The 18515-nt window shown below is 65.0% G+C and carries 21 protein-coding genes and 1 riboswitch; of the genes, 11 read left to right on the top strand and 10 right to left on the bottom strand.

Translation table 11 applies throughout. The features are described 5' to 3' along the window. Positions 1–22 precede the first annotated feature (22 nt). Positions 23–114, bottom strand: a riboswitch (TPP riboswitch). 233 nt (positions 115–347) lie between these two features. Continuing rightward, a complete protein-coding gene (gene aroC, locus PHA8399_RS17735; protein ID WP_058287445.1) occupies positions 348–1448 on the top strand; it encodes a chorismate synthase in 1101 nt (366 codons plus the stop codon). Between the two features lie 75 nt (positions 1449–1523). On the opposite strand, the gene PHA8399_RS17730 is transcribed toward aroC, so the two are convergent. Further along, positions 1524–1940: a MerR family transcriptional regulator gene (locus tag PHA8399_RS17730; protein ID WP_058287444.1), complete on the bottom strand. Its 417-nt coding sequence runs from the start codon at positions 1938–1940 to the stop codon at positions 1524–1526. 73 nt (positions 1941–2013) lie between these two features. On the opposite strand from PHA8399_RS17730, the gene PHA8399_RS17725 reads away from it, so the two are divergent. Next, positions 2014–2652, top strand: coding sequence for a cation efflux transmembrane domain-containing protein (locus PHA8399_RS17725; protein ID WP_058287443.1), 639 nt, complete (start codon positions 2014–2016; stop codon positions 2650–2652). A gap of 63 nt (positions 2653–2715) precedes the next feature. Here the strand turns inward: PHA8399_RS17725 and PHA8399_RS17720 are convergent, their stop codons facing one another. Next, positions 2716–4218 (bottom strand): malonate--CoA ligase, encoded by a 1503-nt coding sequence (locus tag PHA8399_RS17720; RefSeq protein ID WP_082649572.1) that lies wholly within the window; start codon positions 4216–4218, stop codon positions 2716–2718. Between the two features lie 94 nt (positions 4219–4312). Between PHA8399_RS17720 and PHA8399_RS17715 the strand changes: the two genes are divergently transcribed. Then, a complete protein-coding gene (locus PHA8399_RS17715) occupies positions 4313–5248 on the top strand; it encodes a DMT family transporter (RefSeq protein WP_058287441.1) in 936 nt (311 codons plus the stop codon). 6 nt (positions 5249–5254) lie between these two features. On the opposite strand, the gene PHA8399_RS17710 is transcribed toward PHA8399_RS17715, so the two are convergent. Continuing rightward, positions 5255–5509 (bottom strand): DUF6552 family protein, encoded by a 255-nt coding sequence (locus PHA8399_RS17710; protein ID WP_058287440.1) that lies wholly within the window; start codon positions 5507–5509, stop codon positions 5255–5257. Further along, entirely contained in the window at positions 5499–6203 is a 705-nt protein-coding gene (locus tag PHA8399_RS17705; RefSeq protein WP_058287439.1) for an SDR family oxidoreductase, read from the bottom strand. Before PHA8399_RS17705 ends, PHA8399_RS17710 begins: the two co-directional genes overlap by 11 nt. Before the next feature lie 96 nt (positions 6204–6299). On the opposite strand from PHA8399_RS17705, the gene PHA8399_RS17700 reads away from it, so the two are divergent. Further along, positions 6300–7136 (top strand): LysR substrate-binding domain-containing protein, encoded by an 837-nt coding sequence (locus PHA8399_RS17700; protein WP_058287438.1) that lies wholly within the window; start codon positions 6300–6302, stop codon positions 7134–7136. A 3-nt stretch (positions 7137–7139) separates the two neighbouring features. On the opposite strand, the gene PHA8399_RS17695 is transcribed toward PHA8399_RS17700, so the two are convergent. From PHA8399_RS17695 to PHA8399_RS17680, 4 genes are all read right to left on the bottom strand, one after another. Then, positions 7140–7511, bottom strand: coding sequence for an SPW repeat domain-containing protein (locus tag PHA8399_RS17695; RefSeq protein ID WP_058287437.1), 372 nt, complete (start codon positions 7509–7511; stop codon positions 7140–7142). A 140-nt stretch (positions 7512–7651) separates the two neighbouring features. After that, a complete protein-coding gene (locus PHA8399_RS17690) occupies positions 7652–8611 on the bottom strand; it encodes an AraC family transcriptional regulator (RefSeq protein WP_058287436.1) in 960 nt (319 codons plus the stop codon). A 134-nt stretch (positions 8612–8745) separates the two neighbouring features. Further along, on the bottom strand, positions 8746–9216 hold the full coding sequence (locus PHA8399_RS17685) for an MgtC/SapB family protein (protein ID WP_008557545.1): 471 nt from the start codon (positions 9214–9216) through the stop codon (positions 8746–8748). 207 nt (positions 9217–9423) lie between these two features. After that, the gene (locus PHA8399_RS17680; protein WP_058287435.1) at positions 9424–10290 is read right to left on the bottom strand and encodes a branched-chain amino acid aminotransferase; all 867 of its coding nucleotides are present in this window, start codon (positions 10288–10290) and stop codon (positions 9424–9426) included. A gap of 163 nt (positions 10291–10453) precedes the next feature. Here PHA8399_RS17680 and PHA8399_RS17675 point away from each other — a divergent pair, with 163 nt between their 5' ends. The 6 genes from PHA8399_RS17675 to dxs all read left to right on the top strand — a co-directional run bounded on the left by PHA8399_RS17675 (position 10454) and on the right by dxs (position 15827). Then, a complete protein-coding gene (locus tag PHA8399_RS17675) occupies positions 10454–10966 on the top strand; it encodes a MarR family winged helix-turn-helix transcriptional regulator (RefSeq protein ID WP_058287434.1) in 513 nt (170 codons plus the stop codon). After that, positions 10963–11664, top strand: coding sequence for a response regulator (locus PHA8399_RS17670; protein WP_058287433.1), 702 nt, complete (start codon positions 10963–10965; stop codon positions 11662–11664). The genes PHA8399_RS17675 and PHA8399_RS17670 overlap by 4 nt, the downstream gene beginning before the upstream one ends. 129 nt (positions 11665–11793) lie before the next feature. Further along, positions 11794–12720 carry a histone deacetylase family protein gene (locus PHA8399_RS17665; protein WP_058287432.1) on the top strand — a complete coding sequence of 309 codons (927 nt, stop codon included), beginning with the start codon at positions 11794–11796 and terminating at the stop codon, positions 12718–12720. Then, the gene (locus PHA8399_RS17660) at positions 12717–12959 is read left to right on the top strand and encodes an exodeoxyribonuclease VII small subunit (RefSeq protein WP_019297546.1); all 243 of its coding nucleotides are present in this window, start codon (positions 12717–12719) and stop codon (positions 12957–12959) included. Before PHA8399_RS17665 ends, PHA8399_RS17660 begins: the two co-directional genes overlap by 4 nt. A gap of 3 nt (positions 12960–12962) precedes the next feature. Next, the gene (locus tag PHA8399_RS17655; protein WP_058287431.1) at positions 12963–13847 is read left to right on the top strand and encodes a polyprenyl synthetase family protein; all 885 of its coding nucleotides are present in this window, start codon (positions 12963–12965) and stop codon (positions 13845–13847) included. A 51-nt stretch (positions 13848–13898) separates the two neighbouring features. Then, a complete protein-coding gene (gene dxs, locus PHA8399_RS17650; protein ID WP_058287430.1) occupies positions 13899–15827 on the top strand; it encodes a 1-deoxy-D-xylulose-5-phosphate synthase in 1929 nt (642 codons plus the stop codon). 75 nt (positions 15828–15902) lie between these two features. On the opposite strand, the gene PHA8399_RS17645 is transcribed toward dxs, so the two are convergent. After that, positions 15903–16772, bottom strand: a complete 870-nt coding sequence (locus PHA8399_RS17645; protein ID WP_058287429.1) for an SDR family oxidoreductase — start codon at positions 16770–16772, stop codon at positions 15903–15905. Positions 16773–16845: 73 nt separating this feature from the next. Between PHA8399_RS17645 and PHA8399_RS17640 the strand changes: the two genes are divergently transcribed. Continuing rightward, positions 16846–17481, top strand: a complete 636-nt coding sequence (locus tag PHA8399_RS17640; RefSeq protein WP_058287428.1) for a class I SAM-dependent DNA methyltransferase — start codon at positions 16846–16848, stop codon at positions 17479–17481. 225 nt (positions 17482–17706) lie between these two features. On the opposite strand, the gene PHA8399_RS17635 is transcribed toward PHA8399_RS17640, so the two are convergent. Continuing rightward, positions 17707–18510 (bottom strand): carnitinyl-CoA dehydratase, encoded by an 804-nt coding sequence (locus tag PHA8399_RS17635; RefSeq protein ID WP_058287427.1) that lies wholly within the window; start codon positions 18508–18510, stop codon positions 17707–17709. Positions 18511–18515: the final 5 nt, after the last annotated feature.

Here is an 18515-nt window from a genome sequence, read left to right as displayed (position 1 = left end):
TTTGCGGCTTTGGGCAAGGGTGGAGGCTGTCCAGTACCTTCCCTCCGCCGGTGTGATCCGGTTCAGGTTCAACGGGTGTCATCTCAGCGCCGCAGCGCACCCCGAGGTGGCGCGGACCTTAGGCCCGGGGCGCAGCAATGACAAGCCAAAGCCCGGCCAGGACCTTTGCTTCAGGCAAACTGGACCGCTGCCAGCGCCGGTCCCCTGTTCTTCTGGCAGAAAATATCCCGGGGGAGCCGCCGCACGCGGCGGGGGCAGCGCCCCCTTGCCCCGTTTGCCGCAGAGAAACCCTCTTGAGACACAGGCCCCTGCCCGCTAAGCACGTCCCGCAAAGGAGACCGCGCCTCATGTCGTTGAACAGCTTTGGACACCTCTTCCGCGTCACCACCTGGGGCGAAAGCCACGGGCCCGCGCTTGGCGCCACCGTCGACGGCTGCCCGCCGAATGTACCGCTGGAGCCGGAAATGCTGCAGCAGTGGCTCGACAAGCGCCGCCCCGGCCAGAACAAGAACACCACCCAGCGCAATGAGCCGGACGCGGTGAAGATCCTGTCCGGCGTGTTCGACGGCATGACCACCGGCACGCCCGTACAGCTGATGATCGAGAACACCGATCAGCGCTCCAAGGACTACGGCGAGATTTCCCAGACCTTCCGTCCGGGCCATGCCGACATCACCTATTTCCAGAAATACGGCAACCGCGACTACCGTGGCGGCGGCCGCTCCTCGGCGCGCGAGACCGCGGCGCGGGTTGCTGCGGGCGGTGTTGCACGTGAAGCAATCAAGGCGCTGGTGCCGGGGCTGGAGATCAAGGGCTACATGACCCAAATGGGCGACTTGGAGATCGACCGCAGCCGCTTTGACTGGGATGCGATCGAACAGAATGATTTCTGGATCCCCGATGCCGGCGCAGTGCAGGAGTGGGAAGACTACCTGCAGGCCCTTCGCAAGGCACACGACTCGGTTGGCGCGGTGGTGGAGGTGGTCGCCCGCGGCGTTCCCGCAGGCATCGGCGCGCCGGTTTATGGCAAGCTGGACACTGATCTGGCCGCCGCGATGATGTCAATCAACGCGGTCAAAGGCGTGGAGATCGGCGAAGGCATGAATGCCGCCCGCCTCAAGGGCTCGGAGAACGCCGATGAGATCTTCATGGGCGAAAACGGTCCGGAGTATTCCTCCAACCACGCCGGCGGCATCCTGGGCGGGATTTCCACCGGGCAGGATGTTGTGGTGCGCTTTGCGGTGAAGCCGACCTCCTCCATCCTCACCCCGCGCAAGTCGATCCGAAAGGATGGCTCCGCCACCGAGGTGATCACCAAGGGCCGCCACGACCCCTGCGTCGGCATCCGCGCGGTGCCGGTGGCCGAGGCGATGATGGCCTGTGTGATCCTGGATCACCTGCTGCTGCACCGCGGCCAGATCGGTGAAAACCAGGGCAATATCGGCTGAATATCAGACCCTAAGAAGGGCTTAGTCCTATTTCCAAGGGTGAAGCGTGCTGTGGCAAGCTACGCCCTTGGCCGTTCAGGAATGCTCGCCTTCACATTGCCCGTGATCCCCCAGCGCCGCCAGAACCTTGCATTCGCCGCCCTGCCCGTGGCCGCACAGATGGGTGATGCGCTCCAGCTCTCCTGCCAGCTGCTCCAGCCGGGAAATCCGTGCGCGCACTGCGCTCAGCTGGGCCTCAGCGATGCGGTGAACTTCTGAGCAATCCTCGCCCAGCTGTCCCTCAATCGACATCATCACCTTGATGTCCTCCAGCGGGAACCCGAGATCGCGCGCATGTTTGATGAAGCCCAGTGCATCCATGCCGTCCTGCCCGTAACGGCGCTGGTTGCCGGCATTGCGGCCCGGCGGCGGCAGCAGCCCGATCTCCTCGTAATAGCGGATGGTGGGCACCTTCACGCCGGTGGCCTTGGACAGCTGGCCAATGGAAAACATTTGCAAAACCTCTTGAAGCTCTAGTGACTAGAGGCCCTACATTGATCCCGAATCGGAAATGAGGACAAGAGCAATGGCAGGCTGCTGCAATCACGACGCAAAATTCGACGGGGTCTCAGACGACTACAAACGCAGGCTGTGGGTGGTGATCGCCATCAATGCCGGCATGTTCGCTGTGGAAATGGGCGCGGGCCAGCTGTCCGGCAGCCAGGCGCTGAAGGCGGACGCCCTGGACTTTCTGGGCGACGCGCTGACCTATGGCATATCGCTGGCGGTGATCGGAGCGACCTTGCGCACGCGGGCGCTGGCGGCACTCGGCAAGGGTATCAGCCTTCTGCTGATGGGGCTGTGGGTGTTCGGCTCCACCGTCTATCAGGTGTTTTACGTTGGCGTGCCGCAGGCGCAGATCATGGGGCTGATCGGCTTCATGGCGCTGGCGGCGAACCTGATCTCGGTGCTGTTGCTGGCCCGTTACAAGGACGGGGACGCCAATGTGCGCTCGGTCTGGCTGTGCTCGCGCAATGACGCGATTGGCAATGTGGCGGTGATGATTGCAGCACTTGGCGTCTGGGGCACCGCGACAGGCTGGCCTGACCTGATCGTGGCAGGCATCATGGGCGGTCTGTTCCTGAACTCCGCCTTCCAGATCCTGGCGCAGGCGGTGCGGGAATGGCGCCAGGAAGAGGCGCACGCGGCGGCTCATACACACTAAGACCTGAGGGCTGTGCCTGCCTGGGCGGGCGCAGCCCGGCCTCTCGGCCGGGTGGAGCAGAGATTAGACAAACAGCCCTGCGTATGCTTCGCGCAGGGCTTTCTTCTGCACCTTGCCCATGGTGTTCCGCGGCAACGCGTCCAGCAGAATGAACTCCTTGGGCTGCTTGAATTTGGCAAGCTGGCCGGAGAGCGCGGTCTTGATCGCCTCGGCGCTGGTGCCCTCCCCCTCCGGCACCACTACGGCCACCACACCCTCGCCGAAGTCGGGGTGCGGCACGCCGATGACCGCGCTTTCCAGCACGCCGGGCAAATCATCAATCAGGCTTTCAACCTCCTTGGGATAGACGTTGAACCCGCCGGTGATGATCAGATCCTTCTCGCGCCCGACGATGGTGACATAGCCATCGGCGTCGATCTTCGCCATGTCGCCGGTGATGAACCAGCCGTCCGGCTTCAGTTCCTCGGCGGTTTTCTCCGGCATCTGCCAATAGCCCTGGAACACGTTCGGCCCGCGCACTTCCAGAACGCCGATCTCTCCGGCAGGCACCTCGGCGCCATCCCGCATCACCCGCGCTTCGACACCCGGCAAAGGAAAGCCGACGGTGCCGGCCCGGCGCTCACCCTCGTAGGGGTTCGACGTGCTCATGTTGGTTTCGGTCATCCCGTAGCGTTCCAGGATGCGGTGGCCGGTGCGCGCCTGCCATTGCTCGTGGGTATCGACCAGCAGCGGCGCAGAGCCGGAGATGAACAGGCGCATGTTCGCCGCCCGCTCCCGCGTCAGCCGCGCATCCGCCAGCAGACGGGTATAGAAGGTCGGCACCCCCATCAGCGCCGTGGCCGCGGGCATCGCCTCCAGAATCGCATCCGCATCGAACCCCGGCAGGAATACCACCTGGGCGCCCGCAAACAGCGCCACATTGGTCGCCACAAACAGCCCGTGGGTGTGGAAGATCGGCAGCGCGTGGATCAGCACGTCGTCCTGGGTGAACCGCCAGCAGTCGCGCAAGGTCAGCGAGTTGGAGGCAAGGTTATCATGACTCAGCATCGCGCCCTTGGAGCGGCCGGTGGTGCCGGAGGTGTAGAGGATCGCCGCCAGATCGTCCGCCTGCCGTGACACGGGGTCAAACCCGTCCTGAGCCTCCGCCAGATCGCGCAAGCTGCCCTGCCCAGCGGCATCCAGCGTCAGAACCTGCGCCCCTCCGGCGATGGCGCTGATTTCCTCCAGCCGGGCCGGGTCGCAGACCACCACGCGCGGAGAGGCGTCGCCGGCAAAGTAAGCCACCTCCGGCCCGGTATAGGCGGTGTTGAGCGGCAGGAAGATGCCGCCAGCCATGACAGTGCCCAGGTAAAGCTCAATCGCCTGAATGGTTTTCTGGACCTGCACCGCCACCCGGTCCCCGGGCTGCATGCCCTGAGCCGCAAGGGCCGCGGCCATCCGCTCCGCACCCGCAAACAGCGCGCCGAAGGTGACCGTGCCGCCGTCCGGGAGCCGGGCAAAGACTTCGTCCTCGCGCCCCATGGAGGAGTCGCGCAGCTGGCGGATCAGGTGGTTGGCGTCATACATCGGCGGCTCCTTCATCTGGCGGCGCCATTTGCGCGCCTTGACCTGCCGAAATCAAGCCATTGATCTTTGCGGCGCTTGGGCGCAGGGTCGCGCCATGGCGAAATCGTTAACATCGCATCGGCCTGTGCTGGCGGTCCTGCTGAAGGTGACCGCGATTGCGCTGTTCACCGCCTTGTCGGGGATTATCAAAGCCACCTCTGAGACCGTGCCAGCAGGCGAGGCGGTGTTCTTCCGCTCCTTCTTTGCCATCCCGGTGATCGTCATCTGGCTGGCCGCGCGCAGAGAGCTGCGGCACGGGCTGGTCACGAAGAAACCGATGTTTCACGTGTGGCGCGGGCTGGTCGGCACCTCGGCGATGGGGATGACCTTCATGGGCCTGGCGCTGCTGCCGCTGCCGGAGGTCACCGCCATCGGCTATGCCACCCCGATCTTCACCCTGATCCTGGCGGCGCTGTTCCTGGGGGAGACCATCCGGATGGTACGGATCAGCGCTGTGGCCATCGGCCTGCTGGGTGTGCTGATCATGATCTGGCCCCGCCTTGGCGGCAATCTGGAGGATGGCGCCATGCTGGGTGTCCTGCTGGTGGTCGGCGCCACGGTGGCGCGCGGATTCGTTCAGATCCACATCCGCCGCATGGTGCAGTCGGAGCATACCGCCGCCATCGTTTTCTACTTCTCGCTGACCGCCTCCGGCCTGGCGCTGCTGACCGCGCCGTTCGGCTGGGTGATGCCGGACGCGCAAACAGCCGCGCTGCTGGTCAGCGCCGGGCTGGTCGGCGGGGTGGCGCAGATCCTGGTCACCTCCTCCTACCGCTTTGCGCCGGCCTCGATGCTGGCACCCTACGATTACGCCTCGATGATCTTTGCCATTGTCATCGGCTATGTCTGGTTCGATGAATGGCCGACGCTGGTGATGCTGGCAGGCGCGGCGCTGGTCATTGCCGGCAATGTGCTGGTGATCTGGCGCGAGCACCGGCTGGGCCTGCGGCGCGGCAAGGCCAAGCCGCTGATCGACCCCAAGGGCGGATAACAGGCTCTAACTTGACCAAAAGCCTGCAATCATCGCCCCTAGCGCCACCACGTGGATCAGCATGATCGCGCGGTCATTCCACAAAACGCCAACCAGGAACCAGCCCGTGAGGCCCGCCAGGAACAGATAGATGTTCCAAGGGTGCAAACCCCAGGCGGTGGCAGAGTACCCAAGGATCTGCACGATGGACGCGGCCCATTTCAGAACAAACGCCGGGTTGACCGTGGCCTGCCTTGGCAGGGACTGAACGTCAGATTGCACGGGTCAGCCCCCCGTCAACGCGAATGTTCTGCCCGGTGGTATAGGCCGCATCATCCGAGGCCAGATAGGCTATCAGCGCAGAGATTTCGCGCGCGGTGCCATAGCGTCCCATCGGGATCCGCGCCTTGCGGTCCTCAGTCTCCGGCAGGCTGTCGATAAAGCCCGGCAGCACGTTGTTCATCCGCACGCCCTGGCCTGCAAACTTATCTGCAAACAGCTTGGTAAAACTCGCCAGCCCGGCCCGGAACACGCCGGAGGTCGGGAACAGCGGATCCGGCTCAAACACCGCAAAGGTGGAGATATTGATGATCGACCCCTTGCCCTGCGCCGCCATGATCGGCGCCACCAGGCGTGAAGGGCGGATCACGTTCATCAGGTAATATTCCATCCCCAGATGCCAGTCGTCATCGCTGATTTCCATGATATCGCCCTTGGGCCCGTGGCCTGCGGAATTGACCAGCACATCAATCCGCCCCCAGCGGTCCATCGCCTTGTCCACCAGCGCCTGCAGATCGCTTTGCTCCAGGTTGGAGCCGGTGTGGCCTACCCCGCCCAACTCCTGCGCCAGAGCCTCGCCCTTGCCGGAGGAGGAGAGGATCGCAACCTCATACCCCTGTTCGTGGAGGTGGCGGGCGGCATCCGCGCCCATGCCGCTGCCTGCGGCGGTGAAGAGAGCAACCTTGGTCATGTTCATACTCCTTTGCTGGCCTTCAGAATGGCGGCTCAGCGGCCGCTTGACCAATCATGTCTCATCGCGCCAGACTGCCGGAAATCTACTGGCTGAGACCTGATGCGCCTGCCCAACCTGAATGCCTTGCGGATGTTCGACGCCGCCGCCCGCCACCTGAACTTCGGCCGCGCGGCAGAGGAGCTGCACCTGACCCAAGGCGCGGTGGCCCAGCAGGTGCGGCGGCTGGAGGCGGATCTGGGCCACAAGCTGTTCCACCGCCATGCCCGCGGGCTGACCCTGACCGACACCGGGCGCAGCTACCACACGCCGGTGCAACAGGCCCTGGCGCTGATCCGGGAGGCGACAGACAAGCTGGCCCCGGCGGTGCAGCGGGTCACGCTGTCGGTGCCGCCCTCCTTTGCCGCCAAATGGCTGGTGCCGCGGCTGCCGGAGTTTGAGGCGCGGCATCCCGACATCGACCTGCGGGTGGTCGCCGAGGAAAACCTGACAAATTTCAAGCGCGACGGCATCGACATTGCCATCCGCCAAGGCAGCAAACCGCAGGAGAGCAGTTTGAACTCCGCCCTCCTGTCGCTGGTTGATCTGGTGGCAGTGGCCAGGCCGGATTCGGCTCTAATACAGGAAGAAGCTCTGGAATTGGCTGATCTCGCCCAGCATACGCTGATCCAGGACGGGCACCGGCACTGGGACCATCTGCTGCGGCAGGAGGGGCTCACCGCAAAGGGCCGGGTCCTGCAATTCAACCAGACCGCGCTGGCGATGGATGCTGCGGTGAACGGGCAGGGCATCGCATTGGTGCCGCGGATTTTCCTGGGCGGCCAGCCGCTGGAGATCCTGTGGCAGGCACCGCGCCTGGGCGATCAGGGGTTCTACGTGCTCTGGCCCAGCGCTCAGGGCCGGGCCAAGACAGTGGTGGACTGGCTCTTGCGCCAATAACGATCAGGCAGAGGCTGCCTCGGCCTCTTCCGGCGCGCTGAGCGAAATCACCGCAACCACCGCAGCCCCGTTCAGCAGATAAAAGGCCGTGTCGAGCCCGGCAAAGCCAAAGAGGAAAGGGGCCGCCAGAAAGGTGATGCCGACAATCAGGTCAACAGCCAGATGCAGCTTGTAGGGCAGCACCCGGATCAGGCCGAGGTGATGGTCGGTCAGCAGCGTCAGCACAAAGGCGGCTATGCCGGTTGCCACCGACAGCCACAGCGCCAGCGGGTTGCTTTCGCCAAGACCCAACAGAAACGGCAGCCCCATCAGGGCGGCGGCCACCGGATAATCAAGATAGGCATGAATAGTACGGGTCACGAAACGGAGGGGCATATGTCAGGTCCTTTTTCCGGGTGTCTTCGGGCCGCCCGTTTGGCGGCTCTGTCCCCAGAGTGGCGCAGACTGTCCGGACGGTGAATTTCAGCCCCTCCGGCAAACCTTGCAGATCGTTCAAACAACGGGCGCTTTGGCACTCAGGCCGCGCAATGCTGCTGCCGGTAGGCCGCGGGTGACATGCCCACTTGTTTGCGGAACACGCGGGAAAACGCCGCCTCGGAGGCATAGCCGGCAATCTCCGCCGCATCGGCCACATTCAGCCCCTGCTCTGTCAGCCCCTGGCAGGCAATCTGCATCCGCCAGTTGGTCAGGTATTGCATCGGCGTCACCGCCATCTTGGCCGCGAATTCCTGGGCAAAGGCGGTGCGGGACATGCCTGCCTCCCGCGCCAGGCCCTCGACGCTCCATTCCTTGGCAGGCGCCTTGTGGAACGCTGTCAGCGCCCGCGAGATGCGCGGGTCGGCAAACCCCGCCAGCGCCGATCCACTGGGGCTCTGAACCTCCAGATAAGCGCGGATGGCCTGGGCAAACAGCACCTCGGACAGCTTCAGCGAAATCAGGTCGCCGCCGATTCGGGCGCCCTCCACCTCGGAGCCGATCATCCGCAAGGTCGCCTCGATCCAGGCTCCGGCAGCCTCGCCGTAGTTTTCTATCACGATATAGGGCGGCAGCCGGTCGATCAGCATATGCCCGGCGCCGCGCCGCCCCGGCATGGCGGCAAAGGAGAAATGGCCGCAGATCAGCTGGGTATCGCGCACCTCCTCCGCGCCGCCGTAAACCAGCACCCCGCCGCCGTCATAGCCTGCATCCTCCAGCACCTGCTCCAGCGGCAGCGCCTCCGGCGGCTGCACCTCGTTGCACAGCAGCATATGGGCCGCGCCATGCGGGATCAGCACCAGATCGCCCTGCTTCAGCCGCAGCGTTTCGCCGCTCGCCGGCACATGCACGTTCAGCTCGCCCCGCTGCACAAAGTGGAACCGCGCGACGTTTTCGTACTCCGGCACCTGGATCCCGAACGGCGGGGTGAAGGAGGTGCGGAAGTAAAGCGTCCCCTTGAGGGACAGCCGGGTGAGGATATCGCTGAGCAGGTCCAACATGGCCCTGATGTTAGGCGTCTGGCATCCGCCGTCCATGGTCCCGGACGATCTGCAAGGGAATGTGAACGATCAGACGCAGCCTTGCCAAGGCCAAGGGGAGCGGCTTTGCCTTGGAAACCCGTTCCTGCGCGCAGTCAGTCGTGAAAGTCCGGCCGGTCCTTTCTGCCGCGGTTGGTCATCAGACGGCTCATCGCGAGGATGCCAGCGGCACCCAGCGCCAGCAGCACCGCGTGGACATAATACCCAAGTCCCGACGCCATGCCGACACCTCCGGCCACCCACAGGCTGGCTGCGGTCGCCATGCCCCCGACCCGCTCATCCCCCTGGATGATCGCCCCGGCACCAAGGAAGCCGATCGCCCCGACAAGCCCCTGCATGATCCGGGTCGGATCAGCGCCCATTTCAAGCGCCAGCGCCTCCATCGACATTTCCATGGTGATTAGCGTGAAACCTGCCGCCCCAAGCGAAACGATCATATAGGTCCGCATGCCCACCTTGCGGTGGCGCAGCTCCCGGTCCAGCCCCAGAAGCGCCCCGGCAGCAGCGGCGCAAACCAGCCGCAGGACCAGCTCAAGATAACTTACATAGGCAATGCTCAGGTCCATCGCGTTCCTGCTCCTTCGTATCGGGCCGAGCCTGCAGCCGGCCTGGAATGACTTTTCTGCAATAGCCCCGTTTATGGCACAGTCCCGGAAAATGTGCAGGAAAATGGCAAAGGACGCTATGTTCTGTGACATGCAGCCTGCGGCCGCAGCCGCAAAGAAAAACCCCCGCCACACGGGCGGGGGTTTTCAATCAGACCTGCAGTGCGCTTACGCCCGGACCAGTTTTTCGTAGTCCTCGGCGATCCCGCGGGTCAGGGCACCGACTTCAAATTTGTAGGGGCCGATCTCGCCCACCGGGGTGACCTCGGCAGCGGTGCCCGTCAGCCAGCACTGCTCAAAGCCTTCCATCTCCTCCGGCATGATGTGGCGCTCATGCACGGTGATGCCCTTGTCCTTGAGCATCTGGATCACGGTCTGGCGGGTCAGGCCATTCAGGAAGCAATCCGGCAGCGGGGTATGCACCTCGCCATCCTTCACGAAGAAGATATTGGCGCCGGTCGCCTCCGCCACATAGCCGCGGTAGTCCATGAACAGCGCATCCGAGCAGCCCTTGGCCTCGGCCTTGTGCTTGGAGATGGTGCAGATCATGTAAAGGCCCGCCGCCTTGGCATGCACCGGGATGGTCTCCGGGCTGGGCCGCTTCCACTCCGCGATGTCCAGCTTGGCGCCTTGCATCTTGGCATCGCCGTAATAGGCGCCCCAGCCCCAGACCGCGATGGCCATCCGCACCGGATTGCGGGCCGAGGCGACCCCCATATCCTCTCCCGCGCCGCGCCAGACCAGCGCGCGCACATAGGCGTCCTGCAGACCGGAGGCCTTCAGCGTCTCTTCTTTTGCTGCCTCGATCTGGTCGACGGTATAGGGCATCGGCATGTCCAGCGCCTTGGCCGAGGCGACCAGCCGCTCGGAATGCTCCCGGCTCTTGAAGATCTTGCCGTTATAGGCGCGTTCGCCCTCAAACACGGAAGACGCATAATGCATCGCATGGGTCAGGATATGCACCTTGGCATCCCGCCAGTCGACCAGCTCCCCATCCATCCAGATCACACCGTCGCGGTCGTCATAACCAGCCATGCCGCACCCTCCTGAAACTCTGCGGTGATTTTCGATAATTGCGCAAACTGCGACCGGTCCGGACACAATATTGCGTCAAAGCTGGGATTCGATACATCTTCGCTCTTGGAATGTCAACAACACTGACATAAACTGACCGGCAAGACAAACGAGGGGGCACCGAATGCCTGAAGGCCGGACAGGGCAGGGTTACAGCGGCGAAAGCCTGCTGTTTCTGACAGATGAGCAGCTGCGCCAGGGGATCGAGGCGATGTTCTTTGCCTATCGCGGCTTTACCGCCGATCCGGACCGGATCCTTGCGGAACTGTCATACGGCCGGGCGCACCACCGCGCGATCCATTTTATCAACCGCTCGCCCGGCACCACGGTGAACAATCTGCTAAGTATTCTGGGCGTCACCAAGCAATCGTTGAACAGGGTGCTGCGAACCCTGATCGGCGACGGCCTGGTCGAAAGCAAGGTGGGCGAGCTGGATAAGCGCGAACGCCACCTCTACCTGACCGATCAGGGCGCCGCGCTGGAGGCCACCCTGTCGGACGCCCAGCGCGCCCGGATGCGCGCCGCCTACAAGGACGCAGGCCCCGAGGCGGTGCAGGGTTTCAAGAAGGTGCTGGAAGCGATGATGGACGCCGACATGCGCCGCGCCTATGCCAAGCTGCGCGAAACGGGTGCATGACCATGCATGACGCCCATCTGCTGATCGTGGACGATGATGAGCGCATCCGCGGCCTCTTGAAGAAGTTCCTGATGCGCTCGGGCTTTTTGGTGACCGCGGCACGCGATGCGGCCCATGCCCGGCGGGTGCTGGCGGGGCTGGATTTCGACCTGATCATCATGGATGTGATGATGCCGGGCGAGGACGGCATCTCGCTGACCCAATCCCTGCGCGAAACCATGTCCACCCCGATCCTGCTGCTGACCGCCAGGGGCGAGACCGAAGACCGGATCGCCGGGCTGGAGGCCGGCGCGGACGATTATCTGCCGAAACCCTTTGAACCGAAGGAGCTTCTGCTGCGGGTGAACGCCATATTGCGGCGGATGCCCGACACCGTGGCGCAGGAGGCCGCGCCCAAGGTGCTGCACCTCGGCGCCATCCGCTATGACATCGAGCGCGGCGAGATGTGGCAGGGCGATGAGCTGATCCGCCTCACCGGCACCGAAAGCCAGCTGATGAAAATCTTCTCGGCCCAGCCCGGCGAGCCGGTCTCCCGCACCAAGCTGGTCGAGGACCTGGGCCGCGACCGCGGCCAGGCGCAGGAACGCGCGGTGGACGTGCAGATCACCCGGCTGCGCCGCAAGATCGAGCCGAATCCCAAGCAGCCGCAGTATCTGCAGACGGTGCGCGGGGCGGGTTACATGCTGGCACCGGATTAACGCAATCCCGGTTCCTTCTTCTGGCCCAAAATATCCCGGGGTCCGGGGCAGCGCCCCGGGTTTCCCCTTGCAGCCAAAGGCCGCCGCCCCCTAGGGTCGCGCCAAGCCCGGCCGCAGGAGGAACGCTGAATGACAACCGCTCTGATCACCCACGCGGACTGCCTGAACCACGTGACCCCGGAAGGCCATCCCGAACGGGTTGCCAGGCTGGAGCACATCCTGCACGCGCTGGAGCCACTGGACCTGAGGCGCGTGACAGCCCCGATGGCCGCGGAGGATGACATTCTCCGCATCCACCCCGCGCCGTACCTCTCGGACCTGCGCAGGGCCTCCCCGGCGGAAGGCTGGGCACAGCTTGACGGCGACACCTTCCTGTCCCCGGGATCACTGGATGCAGCGTTCCGCGCGGCGGGGGCGGCGGTGCGCGGCGTCGGCATGGTGCTGGGCGGCGAGGTGCAGAACGCCTTTGCCGCGGTGCGCCCGCCGGGGCATCACGCGGAAACAGACACTGCAATGGGCTTCTGCCTGTTCGGCAATGCGGCGCTGGCCGCCAAGCACGCGCTGGACCATCACGGCCTCAAGCGGGTAGCCGTGGTGGACTTTGACGTCCATCACGGCAACGGCACCCAGGACCTGCTGTGGGATGAGCCGCGCGCGCTTCTGATAACCAGCCAGCAAATGCCGCTCTGGCCCGGCTCCGGCCGCCCGGACGAGGACGGCGCCCATGGCCAGATCCTCAACCTGCCGCTGGCGCCGGGATCGGGCCGGGCAGAAATGCAGGCAGCCTATGAGGGCCAGGCCTTCCCGCGCCTGCGCGCCTTCAAACCGGAGCTGATCATCATCTCCGCAGGCTTTGACGCCCATCAGGACGATCCCCTTGCCAGCCTCAACTGGACCACCGCGGATTTCGCCTGGCTCACCGCGGAACTGTGTAAGCTTGCCAGTGAGCTGTGCCAGGGCCGTATCGTCTCGACTTTGGAAGGCGGATATGATCTGAACGCGCTGGCCGCGGCAACCCGCGCGCATGTGGAAGAACTGATAAAGGCACCGGCATGACTGAGACCCCCGTAGACCAGATGAGCTTTGAACAGGCGATGCGCGAGCTGGAAGGCGTGGTGGACCAGCTGGAGCGCGGCGATGTGGCGCTGGATGCGTCGATTGCGCTTTACGAGCGCGGCGCGGCGCTGAAGAAACGCTGCGAGGACGAGCTGAAACGCGCCGAGGAAAAGGTCGCTGCAATCACGCTCGACGCCAACGGCACCCCCAAGGGCACCCAGCCGCTGGACGCCGGCTGAGCCATGAGCGCCGCCGCAGACACCCGGACGCGCCCCTTTGCGGAGGCGCTGAAAGACGCGCAAGCCCGCATCACCGCGCATATGGAGGCACGGCTGGCAGGCAGCGACGACCTGCACGCCGCGATGCGCTACTCCATCACCGGCGGCAAAATGCTGCGCGGATTCCTCGTGCTGGAAAGCGCCCGCTTGCACGGTGTTCCGGCGGAGGCCGCCATCGAGGCCGCGCTCGCCATCGAATGCATCCACGCCTACTCATTGGTGCATGACGACCTGCCCTGCATGGACGACGACGACCTGCGCCGCGGCCAGCCCACCGTGCACCGGAAATGGGATGAGGCAATGGCGGTGCTGGCGGGCGACAGCCTGCAGAGTTTCGCCTTCGAGCTGCTGGCAGATCCCAGTGTGGGGGCCCATGCGCTGACCCTGATCCGCGGTCTGGCGCAATCGTCCGGCAAGGATGGTATGGTGTCGGGCCAGATGCTTGATATTGCGGCCGAAACCGCAAATGGTCCGCTGACGCTAGAGCAAATCACCCGGCTGCAGGGCCGCAAGACCGGCTGCCTGATCGAATGGTCCGCCACCGCCGGCGCAGTTCTGGCCGGGGCAGACCCGGCACCGTTGCGGCAATACGCAAGCGCCCTGGGACTTGCCTTCCAAATCGCCGACGACATCTTGGATGTGGAAGGGGATGCCGCAAAGGTGGGCAAAGCCGTGCGCAAGGACGCAGATGCCGGCAAGGCCACCTTTGTCTCGCTCCTGGGGCTGGCAGAGGCGAAAGCCCGCGCGCAGACCCTGTGTGACGAGGCCTGCGCCGCGCTCTCACTTTATGGTGAGGATGCCGAAACCTTGAAGGAAGCCGCGCGTTTCGTTATTGCGCGCGACAGCTAACCCCGCGCGCCACGCCCCGGCACCCCGCCCGGCGCAGCCCAAGGAGACACCATGCCCGACCGGCCCAAGACCCCGCTTCTGGATCAGATCACGCGCCCCGCGGATCTGAAGGGGCTGACGGATGCGCAGCTGGTGCAGGTCGCGCACGAGCTGCGGCAGGAAACCATTTCCGCGGTTTCCGTCACCGGCGGCCATCTGGGCGCGGGCCTTGGAGTGGTTGAGCTGACCACCGCGCTGCACGCGGTATTCGACACACCGCGGGACAAGGTGATCTGGGACGTTTCCCACCAATGCTATCCGCACAAGATCCTGACCGGGCGCCGCGACCGCATCCGCACCCTGCGAATGAAGGACGGCCTCAGCGGTTTCACCAAACGCTCCGAGTCGCCCTATGACCCGTTCGGCGCGGCCCACAGCTCCACCTCGATCAGTGCCGCGCTTGGCTTTGCCGTCGCGCGCGACCTGGGCGGTGTGATCCCCGAGGGCAACGGGGACGCCATCGCAGTGATCGGCGATGGCTCGATGTCGGCCGGCATGGCGTTTGAGGCGATGAACAACGCAGGCCATCTGGGCAAGCGGCTGTTCGTGATCCTCAACGACAACGAGATGTCGATTGCCCCGCCGGTGGGCGCGCTGTCGTCCTATCTGTCCCGCCTCTACGCGGGCGAGCCGTTCCAGGAACTGAAGGCGGCTGCCAAAGGCGCGGTCTCGCTGTTGCCGGAACCGTTCCGCGAAGGCGCCAAACGCGCCAAGGATATGCTCAAGGGCATGGCGGTCGGCGGCACGATGTTCGAAGCGCTCGGCTTCTCATACCTCGGCCCCATCGACGGCCACGACATGGACCAGCTGCTGCCGGTCCTGCGCACCGTCAAGGCGCGGGCGACCGGCCCGATCCTGATCCATGTGCTCACCAAGAAGGGCAAGGGCTACGGACCTGCTGAGCGCGCCCGCGACAAGGGCCACGCAACCGCCAAGTTCGATATGGTGACTGGCGAGCAGAAAAAGGCGCCCTCCAACGCGCCCTCCTACACTTCGGTCTTCGGCAATGAGCTGGTCAAGCTGGCCGCCAAGGACGACAAGATCTGTGCCGTCACCGCGGCGATGCCGGATGGCACCGGCCTCAGCCTGATGGCCGAACGCTACCCCTCGCGCTGCTTTGACGTGGGCATCGCAGAACAGCACGGCGTCACCTTTGCCGCGGCGCTGGCCGCGGGCGGGATGAAGCCTTTCTGCGCAATGTATTCCACCTTTCTGCAGCGCGGCTACGATCAGGTCGTGCACGACGTGGCGATCCAGCGCCTGCCGGTGCGCTTTGCCATCGACCGGGCAGGGCTCGTTGGTGCTGATGGCGCCACCCATGCCGGCAGCTTCGACATTGCCTTCATGGCGAACCTGCCCGGCATGGTGGTGATGGCCGCCGCGGATGAGGCAGAGCTGGTCCATATGGTCGCCACCGCCGCAGCCTATGACGATGGCCCCATCGCCTTCCGCTACCCGCGCGGCGAGGGCGAAGGTGTCGACATGCCCGAAACCCCGGAAGTGCTGGAAATCGGCAAGGGGAGGATGGTCCAGCAGGGCAAGCGCGTGGCGCTATTGTCCTTCGGCACCCGGCTGGGCGAGGTCAAAAAGGCCGCCGAAGCGCTGGCGGCCAAGGGCATCACGCCCACCATCGCCGACGCCCGCTTTGCCAAGCCACTGGACCGCGATCTGATCCTGCAGCTGGCCGCGGACCACGAGGCGCTGATCACCATCGAGGAAGGCGCTGTCGGCGGTTTCGGCTCGCATGTCGCGCAGCTGCTGGCAGAGGAAGGCGTGTTCGACGGCGGGCTCAAGTACCGCTCGATGGTGCTGCCCGACACCTTCATCGACCAGGCCAGCCCGGCGGACATGTACGAAGTTGCCGCGATGAACGCCCCGCAGATCGAGGCCAAGGTGCTGGAGGTTCTGGGTGTGGCAACGATTGGCGAAAAGCGGGCCTAACTTGCTTCATCCCTAGGCGGAAGCCAGTGTAGGCAGGCTTAGACCGGGGGCTGCAAGTGCAGGCGGCCTTTGTCCTTAAACCCCCGGCGGTTCCGCCGGCGGCACAAAGCTATCCATGTCCTCGGCCTCCAGCACCGCCCGCAGCCCCTCGCGGTAGGTCGGATACAGCAGGTCCACCCCCAGCTCATCCTTGATGCGCCGGTTGCGCACCCGCTTGTTCTCGCCATAGAAGCTGCGCGCCATCGGGGTCATGCCCGCTTCGTCAAACGGCACCTCGGCAGGCATGGGCAAACCCAGCAGTTCCGCGGCATGGCCCAGCACATCCTGCGGCGGGGCCGGATCATCGTCGCAGACGTTGTAGATCGCCCCCGGCCGCGGCTGCGCGATGGAGGCCGCGAGCACCTGGGCGATATCGTCCACATGGATGCGCGAAAACACCTGCCCCGGCTTGATGATCCGCCGCGCCTTACCCGCCATCAGCTTGGCAAAGGGGCCACGGCCGGGGCCATAGATACCGGCCAGGCGGAAGACATGCAGCGGCAGGCCGGGAATGGCCTGCCATTGCGCCTCCGCCAAGGCCCGCCAGTCGCCGCGCTGGCTGGAGGGCGTAACGGGCGTGTCCTCGTCCACCCAGGCGCCGTCGTGGTGGCCGTAGACAGCGGTGGTGGACAGGTAGCCCACCCATTCCAGACCGGGAGCAGCGGCAATCCTGCTGCCGATCGCCGCCAGCACCGGATCGCCCTCCGCATTCGGCCCGATCGAATTCAGGATATGCGTCACCCCGTCCAGCGGCACCTCTTGCCCGGGCCAGGTGATCATCTCCACGCCATCGGCCTCCACTGTGTCCCGCGAGGTTCCAATAACTCTCCAGCCGTCCGCCTGCAGGCGCGGTGCAAGCGCCCGGGCGGTATAGCCAAATCCAAGACAAAGCAGTGTTTTTCCCATGGCACCTAGATGCGTTGGCGGTGGCCGGGGTGCAAGGGTTGATTCGAATCTCCCAAGCGACTTTGATGGCCCGATGAAAAAGCAAGCACCGGGATTGACCGATGCCTATACGCTGAGCACGCCTGAGGGATCACGGCGGCTCTATGCGGACTGGGCCGGCACATACGACCAGGACTTCGCCGCCGGTCAGGATTACCTGCTGCCCGCACAAACTGCCAAGGCCTTTGCCGCCGCCGGCGGCGAGGGCCCGGTGCTGGACGCCGGCGCAGGCACCGGCCTTTGCGGCCAGGCGCTGCGGGCACTTGGGGTCGAACCCGTCGACGCCACTGACATCAGCGCTGCTATGCTGGCCGAAGCCCTGCGCAAGGACGCCTACCGCGACGTGATCGAGGCCGACCTGATGGAGGGCATCCCGGTTCCGCGCGGCTCCTACCGCGGTGTGGTGTCCTCCGGCACCTTCACCCACGGCCACCTCGGCCCTGAGGTGCTGCCCGCCCTGCTGCGGGTGGCGGCGGCCGATGCCTGGTTTGCGCTGTCGGTGAACGCAAAGTTCTACGAAAAGGCGGGATTTGCTGACGCCTTCGACCGGCTGCTCAGCGGTCAATGGATCAGGAACCTGACCCTGCCTGAAGTGCAGATCTACGGCCCGCGCGCCACCGGCGCGCACAAGAACGACACCGCGCTTATCACCTTGTTTCAGAAGGGGTAGCCCCTGCCGTTTGCACAGGGTCAAGGGAGGCGCAGCCTCCGCGCGGCACGCGCGGCTTGCCCTTGAGGCTGTGCTGACGGATCACAAAATCGGACTGGCTGCTTGAGGAGCAGACCTGCTCCTCAAGAGCTTCTCAGCGAATGGATTGCGCCGCGCGAAGCGCGGCGCCCGGCCCAACTGTGCAGGGGCATCTTCAGATGTCCCGCAGCAGGCGGGAGTACCGCGTCAGCGCCCCTTCCAGACCGGATCGCGCTTTTCAGCGAAGGCGCGGGCGCCTTCCAGGTTGTCCTCGGAGCCATAGAGCACGTCCACGGTTTTCAGCTGCCTCCGGGTGATCCGGTTCATCGCGTCCTGGAACTTGCTGTCCTCGGCATCGCGCACGATCTCCTTGATCGCCGCATACACCAGCGGCGGGCCGGAGGCGAGCAGCCGCGCCAGCTCCCAGGCGCGGTCCATCAGCTGATCCGCCGCCACGATCTCATTCACCAGGCCCCAGCGGTTGGCCTCTTCGGCATCGAACCAGCGCCCGGTCAGCAGTAGCTCCATGGCGATGTGATAGGGGATGCGTTTGGGGAGTTTCACGCTGGCCGCATCCGCAACGGTGCCGGAGCGGATTTCCGGCAGCGCAAAGGTGGCGTGATCGGCAGCGATGATCATGTCGGCCGACAGCGCCAGCTCCAGCCCGCCGCCGCAGGCGATCCCGTTCACAGCGGCAATCACCGGCTTGTTCATATCGCGCAGCTCCTGCAGCCCGCCAAAACCGCCGACGCCGTAATCGCCATCCACCGCATCACCGTCAGCCGCTGCCTTCAGGTCCCAGCCCGGGCAAAAGAACTTTTCGCCGCCGCCGGTCAGGATCGCCACGCGCAGTTCCGGATCATCGCGGAAATCGCGGAACACCTCGCCCATCACCCGGCTGGTGGCCAGATCAATGGCATTGGCCTTGGGCCGGTCCAGGGTCACTTCCAGAATGGCGCCGTCACGGCGGGTTTTCACGGGGCTGTCGCTCCTCTCATCTCCTCCCGGCATGGGCC

Origin of the sequence: Leisingera aquaemixtae, from assembly GCF_001458395.1 — a bacterium.
Classification (GTDB): domain Bacteria; phylum Pseudomonadota; class Alphaproteobacteria; order Rhodobacterales; family Rhodobacteraceae; genus Leisingera; species Leisingera aquaemixtae.
Note: the sequence above shows the minus strand (reverse complement) of the source record. Positions and strands in the feature narration are given on the sequence as shown.